Below are 16,954 nucleotides of genomic sequence, written 5' to 3'. Positions count from 1 at the left end.
AGCCCCCAGCACCAGGCCAGGGGCTCCGTCAGAGTGAGTCCGGTGTCAGCCGGCGAGTAGTGACACGACAGCGAGAGCTTCGAGCTGCAGCCCACGAGTGCTCTCATGGACCGTGTCCGACATCAACCCCGCCGCGGCCGCTGCGGTGTACTGGCCGATGACCTTCTCGAAGTCGATCAGCGGCTGATCATGTTCCTGCGCGAGCTGGTACAGCCGGTTCATCATCGGTTCCACGTTCCCGCGGGGCCGGTCCGTGTTCCCCAACCCGCCCGGACTCGCAACCAGGACAGGCACGTTCAGGGCGGCGAGACCGTTGTAGTACGTGGTGAGCGCGGCGAGATCCGTCGCGGAGTTCGTGCCCAGACCGCTGATGATCAGGCCAGGGTCGGTCGCGGGACCATCGATCACCGCAGACCACCGTGCACTCCCAGGCGCCCAGTCGACAGCGTTCGTGCTGGACCGGGCCGGGTTGCTGATCTTCAACCGCGGGGTCGGGTACGTCATCCGGTAGCCGAGGACCTCGAACGTGTCACCCATCGACGACACCGCGACCGTGTGCGTGCTGTTCGACAACCCGGTGACGGGGATTTCCTGCCAGGAGGTGGAGGCGGGGATCGTTTGCATCGTCGGCGCACCATCGACGGTCACCATCACCGACGCGCCGGCGGATGCGCGCACCAGCGCGACGAGCCCGGTGTGCGGGTGGGTGGAGGTGAACGTGGCCCGCTTCTCCTGACCCTCACTGCCCGTCGTGGGGATCACACCGATCACCGATGTGGTGCCGGAGATGCGGAGCCGGCTCACCGACCACCGGGAGTCCGTCACTCCGTCGTCTGCGACAACGAAACCGTCAACCCCGCCGAGGAGCTGCTTCACCTGCTCGGGCCAGTTCAGCACGCCCGCGCGGCGGGTCTTCGAATCACCCGGGGTGACGATCTCGAAATCAGCTTCACCGCGAAGTGCACGCCGGATCCCGACACGCGCAGCGAACAGGTCCGGGGATTCACGGTTGAACACCGGGGAAGCCCACGTCGCGGTGGTACCGGTAACCCACGAAGGGAGCCCGTCGCCACCACCGAGCGGGGTGAAATACTTCCCGATCGCGGCGACCCCACGCTCCCGGAGCCCCCCATCCGGGGTGATCTCAACGAGCAGCATGCGTCACGCTCCGATCGGGGAACCGTCAGCGACACCCGGGTTCGAGGACGGCCAGGACTCCGTGGTCTGGTACGTCATCTGCGTCGTGTACGTGAACGTCGAGTTCGCGAACTGCACATACACACCGTTGCCCGCGACCGCGAGCCGACCCTGCGGTGCCGTTGCGCCCGTGTTGAACGCCTCCGACTCCGTGTACGGTGCCCGGAACCCCGGGAGCCCGTTCGCCCCCAGGTCGAGGATCTTCGCGTTCGTCCCATCGACCGCCGCGGTCGTCTTCAACGCGTCGAAAATGAACGTGACAACACTGCCCACACGGCGCCCCAGGAGACGACCCGACTGGACCGTCCCCGCAATGAGAAGCCCCGTCAGGTCACGGACACCCGTATCACCGAGCTCGATCGTCGCCCCGTCGATGACGAGGGCACGCCGGCCCGTCGCGGGTGTGATGATGCTGGTCACCTCAGCGCGGGTGATAAGCGTCTTGTTCGCATCAGCCATGGTCGGTCTCCTACCAGTTCATTTCCGGCGCGGAGGCCGAGGGGGTCGGGAAAGGCGTAGCCCGGGCGACGAGAGCGCCCGTGTCGTCAGGGATCAGGTAGTGGGTCGCGTCGGGGCTGTCGGGGCCGTCCCACACCCACACACCCGCCTCGAGGTGCACGCACTTCTTCACCGCAAGTGCACCAGCAACCGCAGCCGCAGCCGCAGCAACGACCGTCGGGGACGCGGCGAGCGTCGCGGTCACGATCGCCTGGATGATCGAGTTCAACGCGGCACGGAACTTCGACCCCGAGTTGTTCGCGACCGTCTCCATCGTCTGATCCGACGCGGCCGACAGGGACCCCCACTTGATGAGGCTCATCGGTTACCCCCTCGAGGTCCGTAAATGTCGATGTCAGGGCCGGTGATGTCGAGATACACGACATTCCGGAAGTGGGAAGGCGGGGGGCCGAAACCGAAAACGATCCCGCTCATCCCGATGAACTCCCCCAGGTCGCCGATGTCGCCACCGTCACCGGGGTAGATGCGGGGGAACTCGACCCGACCCCGTGCACGGTTCTCCGGGGTCTCCCCCGTCGGGGTGACGAGATAGTCGAGGATCGGGGTGTACGAGATCCCCAACGCCGACTCAAGCTGCACCGTGAACGCCCCGGTCGCTGCGGTCAGCGACGCCTGCACTTCCACGTCCCCAAGAAGCCCAGGACCCACACGGGACCGGTCGGGACGGAACCACAGCCGAGGCTGCTGATCCTCCCCGATCGCATCGCGGGAGTGATCCCACACGTTCCCCGTGATCGTGACGAGAGCCAAGGTGACCTCCAACAGGGTCGGCCCCTGGTCGGGGCGGTACGGGGTGCGGTAATCTCAGGCACCTAGACACAGGGGGCGGGAAGATGCGCGCACGGGCCGGGATCATCACGGCGGGGTTTGTCGCGCTCGCCCTCACCGGATGCTCGGGGGCAGTGGGCGGCGAGCCGGAGGCCGTGGAGACCACCCCTCCGGCTTCGTCCGCCCCGCTGACAGCCGGAACCCCCGCCTCCGCCCCATCGGGCGAGGCCGCTTATCTCGAGGCTGTACGCGAAGCGCTGCCCGCCGACACCGTCATCCCTGACGCAACCGATGAGCAGCTGATCGCGGCCGGCGAAGAGGCGTGCGCGGTCCTGGCAGACGGCGGGGATACGGTCGCCACCTCACTCATCGAGGGCGAGCCGACCAGCGAGGCGGGCTACTACAACGACAGCAGCGCCATCTTCACGGCCGCTGCGATCAGCCTCTGCGACTAGCCGCCCACGACGACTCTCAGTCGATTCGAGGTGTCGCGCATGATCGCGCCGATGAACGAACCCGGGACCTCGGACTGTGCGATGGGGATCAGGCTTGTCATGGTCACGTCTCCGTCGAAGATCGCGCCCTGATCGACCTGGATCCCGCCCTCGACGCCGAGCAGCGGCGTTCGCATGTGGATTTGGATGAGCGACTCGATGAGCCCGCCATCCTCCTCGGAGATCTCGATCCCGCCGGCTAGCAGCTTCCCGCCCGCGGCGATGGTCATGTTCCCGGTGAGGTCCACGTCGCCCGCAATGGTGCCGTCACCTGTCAGGTCCCAGACGCCTTCGACGGTGAGCGGCCCGGTGATGGTGACGTTGCCCTGCATGTCGACGGTTCCGGTCATGTTGAACGAGCCGGTGACGTTCGTGGTGCCATCGATCTGAAGCGTCCCTACGATCTCCACCCGCCCGCCCGAATCGACGCGGAGAAGCCCGCCGATGAACCGGAGTCGACCCTCCGTGACGGCCGCGTTCTGCAGCATGATCGTCGTCTCGAGCCGACGCACCCGGTCCATCAGCTCCCGGAACACCCGGTTGGAGGAAAGATCATCCGCCATAGGACTGCACCTCCAACTGGTAGGTCTGCGATTCCAGGTCACCGGACACACCGATGACCCGCTGGACGGTCACACCGTCGGGGAGCCACGGGTCGTCACGGACATCCATGCTGAGAAGCCGTCCGGGCTTCACGTGCTGAGCGAGGATCGGGGAACCGACCCTCACGTCGAACGACCACTGTTCGATCGGGTTCGTGTGTTCGGCGAGGTCCGCGTCCGCCATGCGCTGCAACTGCGCCTGGTTCTTCACGTCTTTCGCGGAACGGTACGCGTCACGGATCGGGATGGTGAACGGTCCCCCACCAGCCCACGCGGTGAGCGTGTCAGCGTCCGTCCCGTTGCCGGCGTACAGGACCCCTGTGAGCTGCTTCGACCCGTCCACCGTGACCTCAAGGTTCTCCACTCGGGAGTCCGGCGCGGACACGGGGAGAGGTGCGGTCCCACCGACGATGGGGGTCCCGACGCGGGTAGCGAACCGGAGATTCCCGTTGTTGAGGTAGGGGTCGAAGTAGATCTCGACGCCCTCCTTCTCGACCTCGCTGAGACAGTCGTCCATCGTGGGGAACGCGTAGTAATCCCACTTCCGGGAGAACGAGCCAGACCCGTCCGCCGGGAGGTCGATGGGGAGCATCCACGTCGGCTGCGTGAAGTCCCGCAACTGACGGGACACGATCGCCCGCACGGCGCCCGAATAGGACCGGTTCGTGACCGTGAGCGTCCCAGAAGGACCCCACGACCCAACACCGAACCCCATCCGCTGCCGGAACAGGTCCCGAATGTCCACCCACCGTCGAGTGACCGTTCCTGTGGTCCGGTTGTACGGCCCGTCGAGAAGCAGCCCTGCCGCGATGACCGTGTCAGCCTCGTCGATGTGCGCCACCAGCCGAGCGTTCGGCCGCAAAAGGTCACGCCGGAACGCAGGCGACCGGTCGATCGACCGGACATCCACACTGAACGAGTTCGACCCGGACCCGTCGATCTTCGCCGACCAGCTCCCCGACTTCACCTCGATCGGCAGGATCGGTTCACCCGTGATGCTGTCGAAGATGACCGTGCGCAGCATGGCCACCCCCACTCAGACGAACGTGTCCGTCGGTTTCACCTTCATCGACCCGGACCCGCCCGACACGGACACCGAAACCGTCCGGCCGGGCGGGATCGCGAACACATCCGCCGACGCCACACCCGTCCCCTGCAGCACACCGTTCACGTACAACCAGCCCGTGCGCATGTCGATCCGATGCGTCTCACCAGATGACACCGACCGGGTGACGACGAACGAGTGTCCCTGCGACGACACCGTGTACCCCGACGGGCGCGAACCCGTGACCTCGACGACCGGGAAGGACTCGAACGAGCCACGCTGGTACACGTCGACCGTGTTGCCCGTGAACTCGCGCGCCTCCCCGTACCAGCGAGGATCCTGCGCCAACCACTGCACCATGAAGCGGGCCGTCCGGCCGTAGACGAGATGCTGCACGTTCGGGGCCTCACTGCGGCGCGCCTTGATCCAGCGGGACCCGAGCTCGGTTTGTGCCGTGAGCGTCGTAGATACGCGGAAAGGGATCGCGGCGAGTTGCTGCAAGGATCGCTCGTAGTCCGTCGGGCTGGTCGCGTGGAGCAGCCCCGTGATCGAGCCCGACCGGGCCGACAGGTACATCAGCGAATCGAACTCGCCATCACCTGTCGGCCGCTCAGAGCGTTCACCGCGCGGCGAGACACCGTCGTACAGCCCGGTGAACTCTTCGATCGTGAACCGTGCGGGGCCGTTTCCGCCGTTGAACTCGAGACCTGACCAGTGAGCCCTCACAGCGCGCTCCTCATCTCGAACCGGATCTGGCGCGCCGCGGCCTGAGCGACCGTCTCCGTGCTCATCCCTGGCAGGGCCTGGACCGTCTGGTCGACGTTGACGATCGTCTTGCTCCCGCCCTGCTCGACGCCGAGGCGCCGGCCGGTGTCCTGCCAGATCCCGATGTTCCGGTCACGCTGATCAGGCTTCCCCGAGATGTACGCCTCCCAGACCGTCTCCGGCTCAGCGAACTTGTGGATTCCACCCGGGCGGCCCGCATAGATGTCGGGGCTGAACCCGCCGTTCGCGAACGCCTTGTAGTCGTACAGGTTGCCGTTCGCGTTCACGTACGCGGCGCCGACCTCACCCCGAGGCGCTCCCGTCTGACGGACGACCTGGTTGATGATCACGTCCCGGTAACCCGGGATGTCACGGATATCCGCTGCGACTTGCCTCGCCTGCGTCATCGCTGCTTCCCACCCGTTGAGGGTGACCGCAGTGGCGACGTTCTCGGGGATCAGCCCGAGCTTGTCCGCGTACGCCTCGGCTTCCTCCCCGTTGATGCCGTACTGGTCGAGCATCTCGATCAGCCGCTGCCGGCCCTCCTCGAGGACCTCCGCGGCTTCCTCTTCAGAGCCAGTGCGCAGCGCTGTCGCGGCGGCGTATTCGAGGACGCTCTTCGCGGCGGAATCGATCGCCGCCTCGTTGTCGCGGCCCTTCTGAGTCGCGGTGTCAAGGGTGGCGCCGTTGTCCTCATACGCCGCCTTCAGGTCGGCGAGGGATTGCTCCATCTCGCGAGCCGCAGCACGCGTGTCGAGCTCCGCGGAACCGAAGTCGCGGATCTGGTCGGCGAGCTTGCCGATCTCTCCGCCCGCTCCCTCGGCCGCGCCCTGCAGCTCAGCAAGCGCATCGGCGTTCTGCACGGCCCCGTCGGCGGCTTCGTCCGTTGCGGGCCGGATGCGTCCGAGCGCGAGCCCCAGGAGGGTGGTGTCGTCGGCGGCGAGTCCGGCCTCATCGGCCTGACGGATCAGGGAGTCCCGCAGATCCGTCGAGCTGTTGATGAGGGTGAGGATGTCAGCGTCGGTCAGGTTGTACTGCTCGCGCATGACGTCGAGGGTCGCGACGAGCTGATCGGGGGTCACGCCGGCCAGCGCGTCCCCGAGGTTCGTCACCGAGGCGGAGAGCTGGTCGAAGTAGATATCGATCGGGTCGTTGCTGTTCGACGATGGTGCGCCGGACCGCATCTGCTCGAGCACACCGCCGAGGTCGCCCAGGGTCTCCTTGACCCGTTCGACTTCCCACGGGAACGACGTGCCCTCTACGGACTGGGCCAGAGCCTTGTCGAGGCTGCCCTTCGTCAGGGTGTTCTGCAGTTCGGTGGCGGACGCCTCTACACCGCGCAGCTCGGAGCCGATCGCTTCGAGCCCGGCGACGGCCGCCCCAGCGACAGCGAAGACGCCGACGACGCCCGCGAAGCCGCGGAGCGCGCGCGATGCTCGCTGCACACCGGGAGGCATCCCGTCGATGGCGGCGTTGAACTCAGCGATCTTCGGGATCGCAGTGAAGAAGATGCCTCCCGCGATTGACGCGGCGCCACCGACGACACCGACCCACAGGGCGGCCTGCTGCGCCCCCTCGGGGAGCGCGTTGAACCCGTCGACCATGTCGGTCAACAGCTGCACGAAGAACCGACCCGGCCCGTCCGCGGCCTCACCCGCGGAGATCATGGCGGAGTCGAAAGCGCCGGACAGGGCCTCGACGTCGCCCTTCAGGTTGTCGAGTCGCTTCGCGGCGGTGTCGGCGGCGTACCCCTGGTCGTCGACCTGCTGGGTGTACCGCATGATCCCAGCGCGGCCCTCCTCGAGGAGGATCGTGGCGCCGCGGATCGCGTCCTGACCGAAGATCATGGCCAGGTTCGTCTGCTTCTGCTCGTCGGTCATCCCAGCGAGCGCGGTCTCCAGCTCTCCCGCGAGACCGGCGAGGCCGATGAACTTGCCGGTCGAGTCGTACGCCTCGATACCGAGCGCCTTCATCAGGTTGGCGTTCTCCTTGGTGGGGTTCGCCAACCGGAGGAGCATGGTGCGGAGCGAGGTGCCCGCGTCGGAGCCGAGCATGCCCGAGTCAGCGAACGCGGACAGTGTGCCGACGGCTTCCTCGACGGGAATCTTGAACTGGTTCGCGACGAGACCGGCCTGGTTGAGGGCCTGCGCCATGTCCTCGACATCACCCATCGCCTTGCCCGCGCCAGCGGCGAGCAGGTCGGCGACGTGCGAAGCGTCCCGTCCCTCGAGACCGAACTGCTGCAGCGTGGTCGACATGACCTCCGCGGACCGTGCGACGCCAAGACCGCCAGCCGCGGCGAGGTCCAGGGACCCTGCGAGGCCGCCGGAGAGGATGTCCGCGGCGGTCAGGCCCGCCTTCGACATCTCCTCGATCGCGTTCGCGGACTCCGTCGCGGAGAACACTGTCGCCGCGCCGGCCTCGAGTGCCGCCTCGCGGAGCGCCTCCTGGTTCTCGGTCGCGTCCTCGCCTGTGGCGATGACGTTCGACATCGCCTGGTCGAACTCGGCGAACTTGCCGATCGCGAGACCGACACCAGCGGCCATGACACCGCCAGCGACCAGCATGCTGCGGCCGAGGAGCTCGAACTCCTGCTTCTTCTGGGAGAGCCGTTCGACCTCGGAGCCCGTGTCGCGGACAGCCTTCTGCGCGGACGCGAAGGCTGCGTTCCACTCGTTGACCTGAGCGGAGAGGCTGACACCCACGGGACGGTTCGACAACGGGACCTCCGTGGGTGTCAGGGGTGGGTCAGCCGCCGACCTCGGGCGGGCTCAGCGGCTCCCAGCGGACGACCCACTGCAGGGGCCAGTCGTCGTCGCCAGCGGCGTCACGGCGCTTCTTCTGCGCGCTGTTGAGCGCGTCCTGCGCGAAGTCCGAGAACGGTTCTGCGACGAAGTGGCCGGTGGCGTCCGGGGACAGCGGGTTGTTGAGCGGGTTCGTGGCGTCGGCGATCGGTACGCCGTGCGCGCCGCGCGGGACGTTCTCTCGCTCGTAGTCGGCGAGGATCAGTGCTCGGTCGCGGTCGTCGAACTCCGGCTCCCGCGTCGTGATGGACGTGCCGGTCAGTTGGCCTTCCGCGTCGTAGTGGCGCGTGACTTCCGCGGGCTCCCACCCTTGGAAGCGGCGGGGCGAGATCCCGAGCGAGCGGGCGAGCTTGACGGCTGGCCCGCCGCCGCTTTTCCCAGCTCTCGCAGCTCCTTGACGGCGGCGTAGTGGTTGAGGCCCCAGATGACGGTGCCGATGTTGTTTCGGTGGACCGAGTCCATCGGCTTCCAGATCTCCTCCCAGGTGTCCTGGTCGATGACCTCTCCGCCGAATCGGATCTTGTCGGCCGGGTACAGGCGGGGAAGCTGGGCCTGGTCGTACCCGATGTTCGCGTCGCCGGGGTGCGCGGTGCGCGGGGGGCACTTCGCGACAAGCTGCTGCCAGTCGTCGGGAAGCAGCTTCACAACCTCGACCTCGACGAGCTCGCCGCCGTACACGATCTGCGCCGTCTGGGTCTTCTCCTGCGCGACCTCAGCGCGCTGCTTCTCGATCAGTTCCTTCACGTTCACGTTCTGCTCCTCACCATGGGTCTCACCATCAGGAAGGGGGCCGGGGTGGGGCCTGGTGAGGGAAACCCCACCCCGGGGTCGGTTACGCCGCCTGGACTTCGATCTCGTGCTCGCGCGCGACCTTGTCGCGGACGTTGAGCTTCTGGACCTTCATCAGCTCGCTGTTCGCGGTCGGGGGCACGTCACGGGGCAGGCCGGTCGTGACGGGGATGATCGCGTTGATCTTCGTGTCCTCGTCGATCTCGTGATCGTTCGGGTACCCGAGGATGTGGACGATCTCGCCATCGACACCGGGGGTGCCGAGGACCGTCTCGACGTCGGTCGGCGTGGTCCGGTTGTAGACCCAGCGCACCTCGAGCGTGTCCGTGATCGTGCCGTCGAGCTCGAGCGCCTGGTCGAGGGTGTACCGGCCCGCGGTGATCGTCGCGACGGTGACGGAGTGGTTGAACCCGTCGGGTCCGAGGCCGTACGTCAGTCGCTTCACACCGGAGCCGGTCAGTTCTGCGATGGTCGGGCGGCGACGATCAGCGATCGCCGGGCACCACAGGACGATTCCGTGTCCATCCGCGGCCTGGCCGCGCTGCACTGCTTCCTGCAATGCGTCCTCCTAAGAGTCGGCCCCCGCGGGGGCGGTTGATGTGTCCTCACCAGGACGAGGGGAGGCCGGCTTCTTCGCGGTCCTCTTCGCGGGACGCTTGCGCGGCCGCGGGGTCTTCACCACGCCGGCCACGAAGGTCGCGGGGCGGGCGGTCTGTACGGGGATCGGGTCGAGCACCTCGTAGAGCTCGGGGTGCGCTGCCGCTTCGGGCGCGGCGACGTCGTACTCGTGGAGGGGATCACCGGGCTGCTTGCTGCGGACACGGACGAACGGCATGCGGACCTCCTCAAGCGGGATCGGAGACGATCTCGAACGCGAGATCGCAGAAGAACAGGTCGGCCTTCGGCTCGTAGTCGACGTCGCCGCCTTCATCGAGGCGGATGGGCCACACGTACCGGCCGGGGACGGTCAGGGTCTGCCCGACGAAGGTGAGAGCGGCGTCCGCGAACTGGGTGCAGCCCGCGGCGTCGACCGCGATCGCTCGGAACTGAAACACGTACGTGGCGCGGGAATCAGCTGTGGCGAGCCCTGTGTAACGCGCCGCCTCGAACGACTCGGGGGTCGACGGCCACAGCACCCAGTAGTTGTCCTGCACGAACTCGTCCGCGCCGCGCCGCCGGATCGCGTCATGGCCGACACCGGACAGGATCGGGGCGGTGTGGAGGAGAGCTTTCAGGGCGGCGTGGTGAGCCTGCGCGGTCATCAGTAGATCCCTCCGCGGAGCAGGCCGGACACGGCGCCGGACAGGGTGGACTGGAACCGGGTGCGCGCGAGGGACCGTTCGATCGCGACTTCGATCCCGCGGACCAGGTCCTCGGCGGCGAACTTCTCGGCCTGCCGGCGCGACCTGTCGGGGCGGACACCGAGCGGGCTGACGAGCGGGTCGTCGAAGATGCCCGCGGAGGGGACGAGTCCGCCCTTCCCGGTCTTCCCGCCATACCGGGCCAGGTTGGGGCCGATGTCGACGAAGAAGACGCCCTGGCCGAAGTGGCCGACGCCGCGGAGTTCGTAGTCGATCGTCGCGGTGTACTGACGGCCGAGAGGGTTCTTCGCGGCGAGCTCGATCCACCGGTTCTTCGTGTTCATCCCGACCTGCTGCATCACGCCCGGGATCTCCGCCGGCACGAGGTCGGCGAGTTCGGTGAGGTCGTGCTCGAGCTGCAGCAGTTCGGAGATGTCGATCCCGTTGGCCACAGCCGGCCTCCTGTCAGGTCAGGATCTCCACCGGGTAGCGCGCGGCGGATGTCTGCCCGGCTTGCGGACGTCCGGCGACCTTGTACCGGGTGCCGACGAGCGACTGGTCGACGCGGGACGCGTTCACCAGGACCTCGGCATCGCGAGACACGACAGTCTCCGAGGGGAGCTTCACCATCGGTGACTGGTCGGCAAGGTCCTGCGCGCTCACGTCCCGATCGGACACGGCCAGGGTCGACAGGACGACCTGCGCGGGACCCTCGTACTCGACCGTCACCGGGACGCGCTCAGCCTTCCCCGTCGCCGGGTTGGTCAGCAGCTTGAACATCCCGACCGTGACGGTCTCCGTGAACCGTGTCTCGGCGGTGCGCGCTCGGGCGCGGGCGAGGATCGACTCGACGCTCACGAGCGCCCCAGCACGATCGAGAACGCGCCACGCTTCCGCCGCCGCCGGGGAATCAGCTTCTCGATCTCCGCATCGGTGACGTACACCGCGCCGGCCGACACGGCACTGTCGCGGCGCCGGGTAAGGCGGTAGTCGTCGATCGCTTCCGACTCCTCAAGCCACCCTTCGGTGTTCCCGAGGTACCGGCGCACCATCTCGACGACAGTCGCGACGTACAGCGTCTCCCACAGCGGATCGGTGGGCGGGTCGAGGACGCCACGCTGCTGCAGCTGGTACTGCACCTCAGCTTCAGCGTCCCCGAGCCGCGCCTCCGCGACGGGCTTCTCGTCGTCGGTGAGCTTCCGCCAGCGGTCTTCGAGATCCTCGACTACGACGGAAGGCCACACGGTCAGGCCGTCGCGATCTTCGCGTCGTCGAGCGCAGCGATGATGTCCGCGCGCTTCGCGTCGTCGGCGATGTCGAGCTTCAGCCCGGCCGCCGCGGTCGCCTTCACGGCGTACTCACGCCACGCGTCGGCACCGGAACCGGCGCCCACCTTCGGGGGCGGGGTGAGACCGGCGTCCTCCGGCGGCGTGGAGCCCGCTGCCGGGGTTTCCGGCGTCGCGGCGGCACCGGTGTCGGTCGGGGTCTCCGACGTCTTCTGCGAGCCGCTGTCGTCCTTCTTCGACGACTTCGTCCACACGTGCGGGTTCTTGATCTTGTCCTTCGCCCAGTCGGGAACCTTCTCCCCGGGATGCAGGACGACGGTCGCACCGTTCGGGTCGCGGACGACGACCGTGGTGTTCAGAGTCTTGGCCATGCTGGTCTCCTCCCGTGGTGGGGAGCCGCCCGGTCAGGACGACTCCCCACGTGACGGATCAGGTCAGGCGAGCACCGTCGCGGCGAGCGACAGGTTCGCGTTGGCGAGGACGGGCAGGTTGATCGAGTCGCCGACGACCTCAGCGATCATCGGGGGCTTCTCACCGCGGTACACGCCCGCGACGATGCCCGGCTGCTCGGCCTCTTCGATGCCGTAGCGCTCGTCGGTCGACGTCAGGGTCTGACCCCAGAACGTCGCGCCGAGCTCGGTGCCCTGCCAGTCGTCCGGAGCGACCGGCTCCGGCAGCAGGAACAGCTTCTTGTCGTCGAGGACCCGACCGGCCGCGGTGCGACGGTTGAAGATCTCGATCTCCGGCAGACCGGCTCCCGAGATGACCGCGCGGACCTGCTCCTCCGTCGCCGGGCGGCTGCCGCCACCGACGAGAGAAGTGCGGAACTGGGTGCCCGACGCGAGCGCGCGGTACACGCGACGCGTCATCACGAGACGGCCCGGCTCAGCACCGTTCGTCTCCGAGTACACGTCGATCAGTCCCTCGAGGAACTCGATGCGGTCGACGTCGGGGTCCGCCCACAGGTCGGGAGCGGTGACGTCGTGCGAGCTCGAACGGCCGAAGCTGTCCGCGGCGCCGATCTCGGGGATCGTCGCGACGCCCGTGTTGATCACGATACCGCGCATCCGCTCCGCACGATCCGAGATCGAGCGCACGACCTGGCGGGCCGTGTTCAGGATGGAGCGGCGCAGCGTGTCGTCCGACGCGTTGCGGGTGCGGAGCTGGTCGTACTCCGAGACCGGGATGGTCTGCGAGAGCGCGGGCAGCTCGAGGACGACGCGCTTGCCGCCGGGCTGCTTGCCGATCGTCGGCTCCGCGTCGTAGGCGCGGTAGCTCGCCTCGGCGACGAGACCGTTCGCGCCCGCACGGAAGCGGACGTCGATGCTCGGCACCTCGCGGTTCGGGAGGTAGCGGGCCAGGGTGCCCTGACGCTCCTCGTAGTCGGCCTGAGCCTCGCGGACGTAGCCGGTGAGCTCAGCGGGGTCGATGATGTCGGTCCAGAGGGCCATGTCTTATCCCTTCCCCGTCAGACGTAGAGGATGTTCGACCCGTTCTTCGCGCCGGCGGGGGCGACGAAGGACGAGTAGGCGGGCAGGATGCTGGCGACCTTGGACGCGATGACACGTCCGTGGTCGAACAGCGGGACGCCGAAGTCGGCGGTCCCCACGACCTTCTGGTCGGTGAGGATGTGGCCGACGAGGATGCCCGCGCCGGTCGTGGTGCCGGCGGTGATGTCGTACGGCACGAGCAGGCCGTTCACCTTGCCGACGGGCGTGCCGGCGGGGATGTACCCGTCGGGGAAGTGGGTGGCAGCGGTGAAAGCCGACACGTCGAGGATCTCGGTGCGCGCATTGCGGATGCCATGCGTCGATCCGAGCCACGACTGGTCGCCGCTGCCGAAGTTCTCCGTGCGGAGCTTGGGCATGAGGATCAGTCCTTCTTCTTGGGCTTGTCTGAGTGGTAGAGGTCGCGACCCGACTGGATGCTCCCGCCGGAAGCGGAGGCGTCCCGTTCGCCCTGCGCGCGGAGTCGACGGCTGGGGGCGGTGCCCTCTTCCGTGTTGTCCTTGACCCACTTCTGCAGCTTCTCCGTGTCGACGGACTTGCCGTCCTCGGAGATGAACTGGGAGCGGTCGAGCGCGAAGAGCTTCGACGCCGCGTAGGCGCGGCCGTCGAGGGCCTTGTCGAGCTGGTCGGCGACTCGCTCGAGGGCGAGTTCCTTCCGCTCGGCTGCGAGGGCATCCTGAATGCGCTGGTCGACGTCGGTCTCGGAGACGCCCGCGGGCTTCTCGTCGTCCTTCTTGTCGCTGTCGGCCTTCGGCTTCGGCTGGTCGCCGGGCTTCGGTCGTGCGGCGCGCGCGAGGCGGTCCGCGACGATCCGGTCGACGTCCTCCTGAGTGAACCGGCGATCGGCGTCCCCGCCGTCACCACCACCGTTGCCGCCGTCCCCGTCACCGGAGCCGTTGGCACCGTCACCCCCTCCCGATCCGTCGCCGCCCTGACCGGCGCCCTCGACCGGCGCGAAGTAGCGCAGGAAGGGGCGATGGAAGGCGGGAGCGAACCCGGCGCTGGTGATCTGTCCGAAGGCGTTGCGCTTCATGATGTTCCTCTCCGTTTTCGGCCCGTCGGCCATCACCGTTTAGAGCCCGTCGGCTGCCGCGACACGCTCGCGTAGCGCCTCCACCGCTGCGGTGGGAAGAGTGAGGGGGCGACGCCCGTAGACCGGGGAAGATTCCGGCGGACGTCGCCCTCAGAGCCCGAGCGCGCGCGCCAGACGGCGCACACTGTCGGGAGTCGTTGGTCGGTTCAGACCGTTGAGTTGCACCTGCAGCGCCTGCCGCAGCTCGGCGATGCGCTCAGGTGTCGCTGGTATCGGGTTCGCGTACCGGTCAGCCGACGACGGCCCGATCGAGCGGGGCACGTTCCCCGTGCGGAGCGCGTAGTCGAGCCGGTACTTCGCGTCGTACAGGTTCCGTTCCGCGACGGTCATCGTGGACCGGTTGAGGACGTCCCGCTGGCCGGTGGCCGCGGCGTCGAACCGTGCCGCGCGGGCCGTGGTGACCCGCTGCCCGTTGATCGTGACCGCGCCCCTACCGCGGCCTGCGGCGATGATCTGCGCGTCCGTGCGGACGCCTGGGGAAAGCGGGACGTTGACCTGGCCGCGGTCGCGGATGAACCCTCGCTCGCGGAGCGCGCGGACCGCGTTCGTCCGGGTGCCGGCGGTGCGGTAGATCTCGTCGATGGGGGAGCGGGCGGTCGGGAGCTTCCGGACCTGCTGGTTCACGACACCGTAGATGTCGGCGCCCTCCCGGATCGCTCGAGCCTCCGATCGCCCGAAGGTGGCCTCCTGCTGCTCAGCACTCATCGACCGGAACATCGCGTACGGGTCAGTCCGCATGTCCCCGGCGACGTTCTCCGACGTGGGGATGTGCGAACAGTCGCACCGCGGATGCCGCTGGAAGCCTTCGTTCCACCGGAACCACTTCCCGGCGAGGATGATGCACCGGCTGCACGAAGGCGGGTTCAGCATCCGCACGTACCCGGTGATCGCCGGCCGCTGGATGATGTCCGCCTCGTACACCATCCGGCGCGTGTCGGCGAGGACCGTCAGCGTGGTCATCGTCAGCCAGCGACCCGACTGCGCGAGAGCTTCCTGCGCCGTCGCGCCGCCCGCGACCGCGGTCTTCGCCTTCACGATCGACTCGTCGTACAGCGACCCGATGTCGCGGCCGTCCGGAGCCGTCGCGATGAACGCCGCCGGGACGAGCGCACCCGTAGGCGCCGCGGTCTGCCCGGTCTCCGCAAGCACAGCCGCCGTGTACGGGATCGCCTGCGTCACCGCAGCGAGCCGTCCACGGGCGACCACGTCGAGGAGCGTGCCGCGAGTGCCCGCCCATGAGGCGTCGAAGTCGTCGCCTATCCGGCGCCACACCCGACCCACCGCAGCCGCCGTGGTGGCGGCTACGCCCTGCTGGATCCGGTACTGCTCACTGGACGACCTGGGAAGCATCCTCGAGACCCCTCATCGCCGCGTTCAGCTGCGCATCCTGGATCGCGACCTCATCCCAGTCGCGCATGCGCTCCTGCTCGACAGCCGTGTACCCGAGGTCCTCACGTGCCTGCTCGATCGGGAGAATCGACCGGCCAGCGTTGTCGCGCGCCTGGACGAGCTTCACGATCGCGTCGGCCTTCTGCGCGATCGTCGGAGTCGACGCGTCCCGCCAGGACGTCTCGATCATCCGAGGCCGCGCATCCGCGCCACGCCCCAGCTCCATGAGCACCAGGCGCTGCACCTGCTCCCACCGGGTCGACAGGGTCGTCTGCTTCCGCTCAGCCCGCTTCACTAGCTCCGACTCCGAGGAGCGGATCGCGTCGGCCGACGGCGGGTTGTCGCCCTGGAAGAGGAGGTAGTGCGCCGGCAGACCGAGCTGCATCGCCACGATCTGCATCAGCAGCTTGATCGTGTTGTGGAAGTTCGTGAGCTCCGCCTCGGGGAACTGTCCGAACTGCGCCTTCTCCTTCTCCGTCGCCCACATGCGGCCGGCGACGAGGGAGAACGTGTCGATGGGGTTGCCGGCCTCATCCATGAAGTCGTTCTCGTCGAGACCGGTCGCCCAGCGGCGGGGGAGTGCGTGGAACTCGGCGGACACCATCATGTCGCTGGCGATCTTGTTCAGCGCGTCGAGGGGGCTGATGATCGGGTGGAACACCGAGCGTCCGAAGCGCTGATCGACCTTCCCGTTCCGGTACCGGCCAAGGACGCGCGGGTCGTTGATCAGCGGGACCAGAGCGCACAGGCCCTGCTCATTCGGGCCCGTCGCCTCGCTGGTCTGCTCCTTCCACTCGCTGCCCCGCTGGCGCCAGGTGATCGACGACCCGTCGGAGCGGAGGTAGGTCATCCACTTCGTCTTGTCGGGGTCGGTCCACCGCTTCAGACCGTGCCGCACCTGGTGGGTGCGGGGGTCGTCTTCGTGGATCGCGTCGAACGGGGACTCGATCGTGATCACCGGGGCGTCGTCCGGCCGGTCGCCGCCGCCGACCATCGCGTACGCGCGGCCGAGGGCGAGCGATTCGCGGTGCGCCTGCTGGGAGATGAAGGGCCCGTCGTTCTCCTGCCACGTGTCGCGCACGTCGGCATCCGCTGACGTGTTCGCGACGACCTCACGGGTGAACGACCCATCGGGGCCGACGACGGTGCGCTGCGTCGACTGGACCCGGAAGTCCTCGATGTCGAGCCGGTTGTCGTAGACGTCCACCGCGAACAGGGCGAGGTTCAGGACGATGGGGGACAGCCGGTACCCGAGCTGCTCCTCGAGCTGCTGGGACACGAACCGGAGAGGCTGCTCACCATCGAAGTACAGGTCGTTCTTCAGCAGCGGCTTCTGCTCACGGCTGAGCAGTCGAGCCAGACGGCGGGCCTCGTCGAGATCGGTCACGTCCCGT

At 68.0% G+C, this 16,954-nt stretch carries 22 protein-coding genes; 1 reads left to right on the top strand and 21 read right to left on the bottom strand.

Annotation, left to right across the window (positions count from 1 at the left end):
- Positions 1-45: 45 nt before the first annotated feature.
- The 4 genes from AB0P29_RS01515 to AB0P29_RS01500 all read right to left on the bottom strand — a co-directional run bounded on the left by AB0P29_RS01515 (position 46) and on the right by AB0P29_RS01500 (position 2,340).
- Positions 46-1,017, bottom strand: a complete 972-nt coding sequence (locus AB0P29_RS01515; protein WP_363377937.1) for a hypothetical protein — start codon at positions 1,015-1,017, stop codon at positions 46-48.
- 144 nt (positions 1,018-1,161) lie between these two features.
- Positions 1,162-1,656, bottom strand: a complete 495-nt coding sequence (locus tag AB0P29_RS01510) for a hypothetical protein (RefSeq protein ID WP_363377935.1) — start codon at positions 1,654-1,656, stop codon at positions 1,162-1,164.
- 10 nt (positions 1,657-1,666) lie between these two features.
- A complete protein-coding gene (locus AB0P29_RS01505; protein ID WP_363377933.1) occupies positions 1,667-2,017 on the bottom strand; it encodes a hypothetical protein in 351 nt (116 codons plus the stop codon).
- Positions 2,014-2,340 carry a hypothetical protein gene (locus AB0P29_RS01500; protein WP_363377931.1) on the bottom strand — a complete coding sequence of 109 codons (327 nt, stop codon included), beginning with the start codon at positions 2,338-2,340 and terminating at the stop codon, positions 2,014-2,016. The genes AB0P29_RS01505 and AB0P29_RS01500 overlap by 4 nt, the downstream gene beginning before the upstream one ends.
- Positions 2,341-2,549: 209 nt before the next feature.
- On the opposite strand from AB0P29_RS01500, the gene AB0P29_RS01495 reads away from it, so the two are divergent.
- Positions 2,550-2,939, top strand: a complete 390-nt coding sequence (locus AB0P29_RS01495; RefSeq protein WP_363377929.1) for a DUF732 domain-containing protein — start codon at positions 2,550-2,552, stop codon at positions 2,937-2,939.
- Here the strand turns inward: AB0P29_RS01495 and AB0P29_RS01490 are convergent.
- The 17 genes from AB0P29_RS01490 to AB0P29_RS01410 form a co-directional block, all read right to left on the bottom strand.
- A complete protein-coding gene (locus tag AB0P29_RS01490) occupies positions 2,936-3,541 on the bottom strand; it encodes a hypothetical protein (protein WP_363377927.1) in 606 nt (201 codons plus the stop codon). The two genes, AB0P29_RS01495 and AB0P29_RS01490, sit on opposite strands and share 4 nt — an antisense overlap.
- Positions 3,531-4,604 carry a hypothetical protein gene (locus AB0P29_RS01485; RefSeq protein ID WP_363377925.1) on the bottom strand — a complete coding sequence of 358 codons (1,074 nt, stop codon included), beginning with the start codon at positions 4,602-4,604 and terminating at the stop codon, positions 3,531-3,533. Before AB0P29_RS01485 ends, AB0P29_RS01490 begins: the two co-directional genes overlap by 11 nt.
- A gap of 12 nt (positions 4,605-4,616) precedes the next feature.
- Entirely contained in the window at positions 4,617-5,351 is a 735-nt protein-coding gene (locus AB0P29_RS01480; RefSeq protein ID WP_363377923.1) for a hypothetical protein, read from the bottom strand.
- Positions 5,348-8,110 (bottom strand): phage tail tape measure protein, encoded by a 2,763-nt coding sequence (locus AB0P29_RS01475; protein WP_363377921.1) that lies wholly within the window; start codon positions 8,108-8,110, stop codon positions 5,348-5,350. Before AB0P29_RS01475 ends, AB0P29_RS01480 begins: the two co-directional genes overlap by 4 nt.
- Before the next feature lie 342 nt (positions 8,111-8,452).
- Entirely contained in the window at positions 8,453-8,944 is a 492-nt protein-coding gene (locus AB0P29_RS01470; RefSeq protein ID WP_363377919.1) for a hypothetical protein, read from the bottom strand.
- 82 nt (positions 8,945-9,026) lie between these two features.
- Complete coding sequence (locus AB0P29_RS01465; protein ID WP_363377918.1) at positions 9,027-9,542, bottom strand: hypothetical protein; 516 nt, start codon at positions 9,540-9,542, stop codon at positions 9,027-9,029.
- A gap of 9 nt (positions 9,543-9,551) precedes the next feature.
- On the bottom strand, positions 9,552-9,818 hold the full coding sequence (locus AB0P29_RS01460) for a hypothetical protein (RefSeq protein WP_363377916.1): 267 nt from the start codon (positions 9,816-9,818) through the stop codon (positions 9,552-9,554).
- Positions 9,819-9,828: 10 nt separating this feature from the next.
- Positions 9,829-10,245, bottom strand: a complete 417-nt coding sequence (locus AB0P29_RS01455; RefSeq protein WP_363377914.1) for a hypothetical protein — start codon at positions 10,243-10,245, stop codon at positions 9,829-9,831.
- Entirely contained in the window at positions 10,245-10,736 is a 492-nt protein-coding gene (locus tag AB0P29_RS01450; RefSeq protein WP_363377913.1) for a hypothetical protein, read from the bottom strand. Before AB0P29_RS01450 ends, AB0P29_RS01455 begins: the two co-directional genes overlap by 1 nt.
- 13 nt (positions 10,737-10,749) lie before the next feature.
- On the bottom strand, positions 10,750-11,142 hold the full coding sequence (locus AB0P29_RS01445) for a DUF6093 family protein (protein ID WP_363377911.1): 393 nt from the start codon (positions 11,140-11,142) through the stop codon (positions 10,750-10,752).
- Positions 11,139-11,528, bottom strand: coding sequence for a hypothetical protein (locus AB0P29_RS01440; RefSeq protein ID WP_363377909.1), 390 nt, complete (start codon positions 11,526-11,528; stop codon positions 11,139-11,141). The genes AB0P29_RS01445 and AB0P29_RS01440 overlap by 4 nt, the downstream gene beginning before the upstream one ends.
- Positions 11,529-11,530: 2 nt before the next feature.
- Positions 11,531-11,941, bottom strand: a complete 411-nt coding sequence (locus AB0P29_RS01435) for a hypothetical protein (protein WP_363377907.1) — start codon at positions 11,939-11,941, stop codon at positions 11,531-11,533.
- Positions 11,942-12,004: 63 nt separating this feature from the next.
- Positions 12,005-13,021, bottom strand: coding sequence for a major capsid protein (locus tag AB0P29_RS01430; protein WP_363377906.1), 1,017 nt, complete (start codon positions 13,019-13,021; stop codon positions 12,005-12,007).
- Between the two features lie 17 nt (positions 13,022-13,038).
- Positions 13,039-13,437 carry a head decoration protein gene (locus tag AB0P29_RS01425; RefSeq protein WP_363377904.1) on the bottom strand — a complete coding sequence of 133 codons (399 nt, stop codon included), beginning with the start codon at positions 13,435-13,437 and terminating at the stop codon, positions 13,039-13,041.
- A gap of 5 nt (positions 13,438-13,442) precedes the next feature.
- A complete protein-coding gene (locus AB0P29_RS01420; RefSeq protein ID WP_363377902.1) occupies positions 13,443-14,111 on the bottom strand; it encodes a hypothetical protein in 669 nt (222 codons plus the stop codon).
- A gap of 150 nt (positions 14,112-14,261) precedes the next feature.
- Positions 14,262-15,521, bottom strand: a complete 1,260-nt coding sequence (locus tag AB0P29_RS01415) for a hypothetical protein (protein WP_363377900.1) — start codon at positions 15,519-15,521, stop codon at positions 14,262-14,264.
- On the bottom strand, positions 15,499-16,947 hold the full coding sequence (locus AB0P29_RS01410; RefSeq protein WP_363377898.1) for a phage portal protein: 1,449 nt from the start codon (positions 16,945-16,947) through the stop codon (positions 15,499-15,501). Before AB0P29_RS01410 ends, AB0P29_RS01415 begins: the two co-directional genes overlap by 23 nt.
- Positions 16,948-16,954: the final 7 nt, after the last annotated feature.

Source organism: Microbacterium sp. NPDC080220, from assembly GCF_040686395.1.
Lineage (GTDB): Bacteria > Actinomycetota > Actinomycetes > Actinomycetales > Microbacteriaceae > Microbacterium > Microbacterium gawkjiense.
The sequence above is the reverse complement of the archived record's forward strand: the minus strand, read 5'-3'. Positions and strand labels throughout refer to the sequence as shown.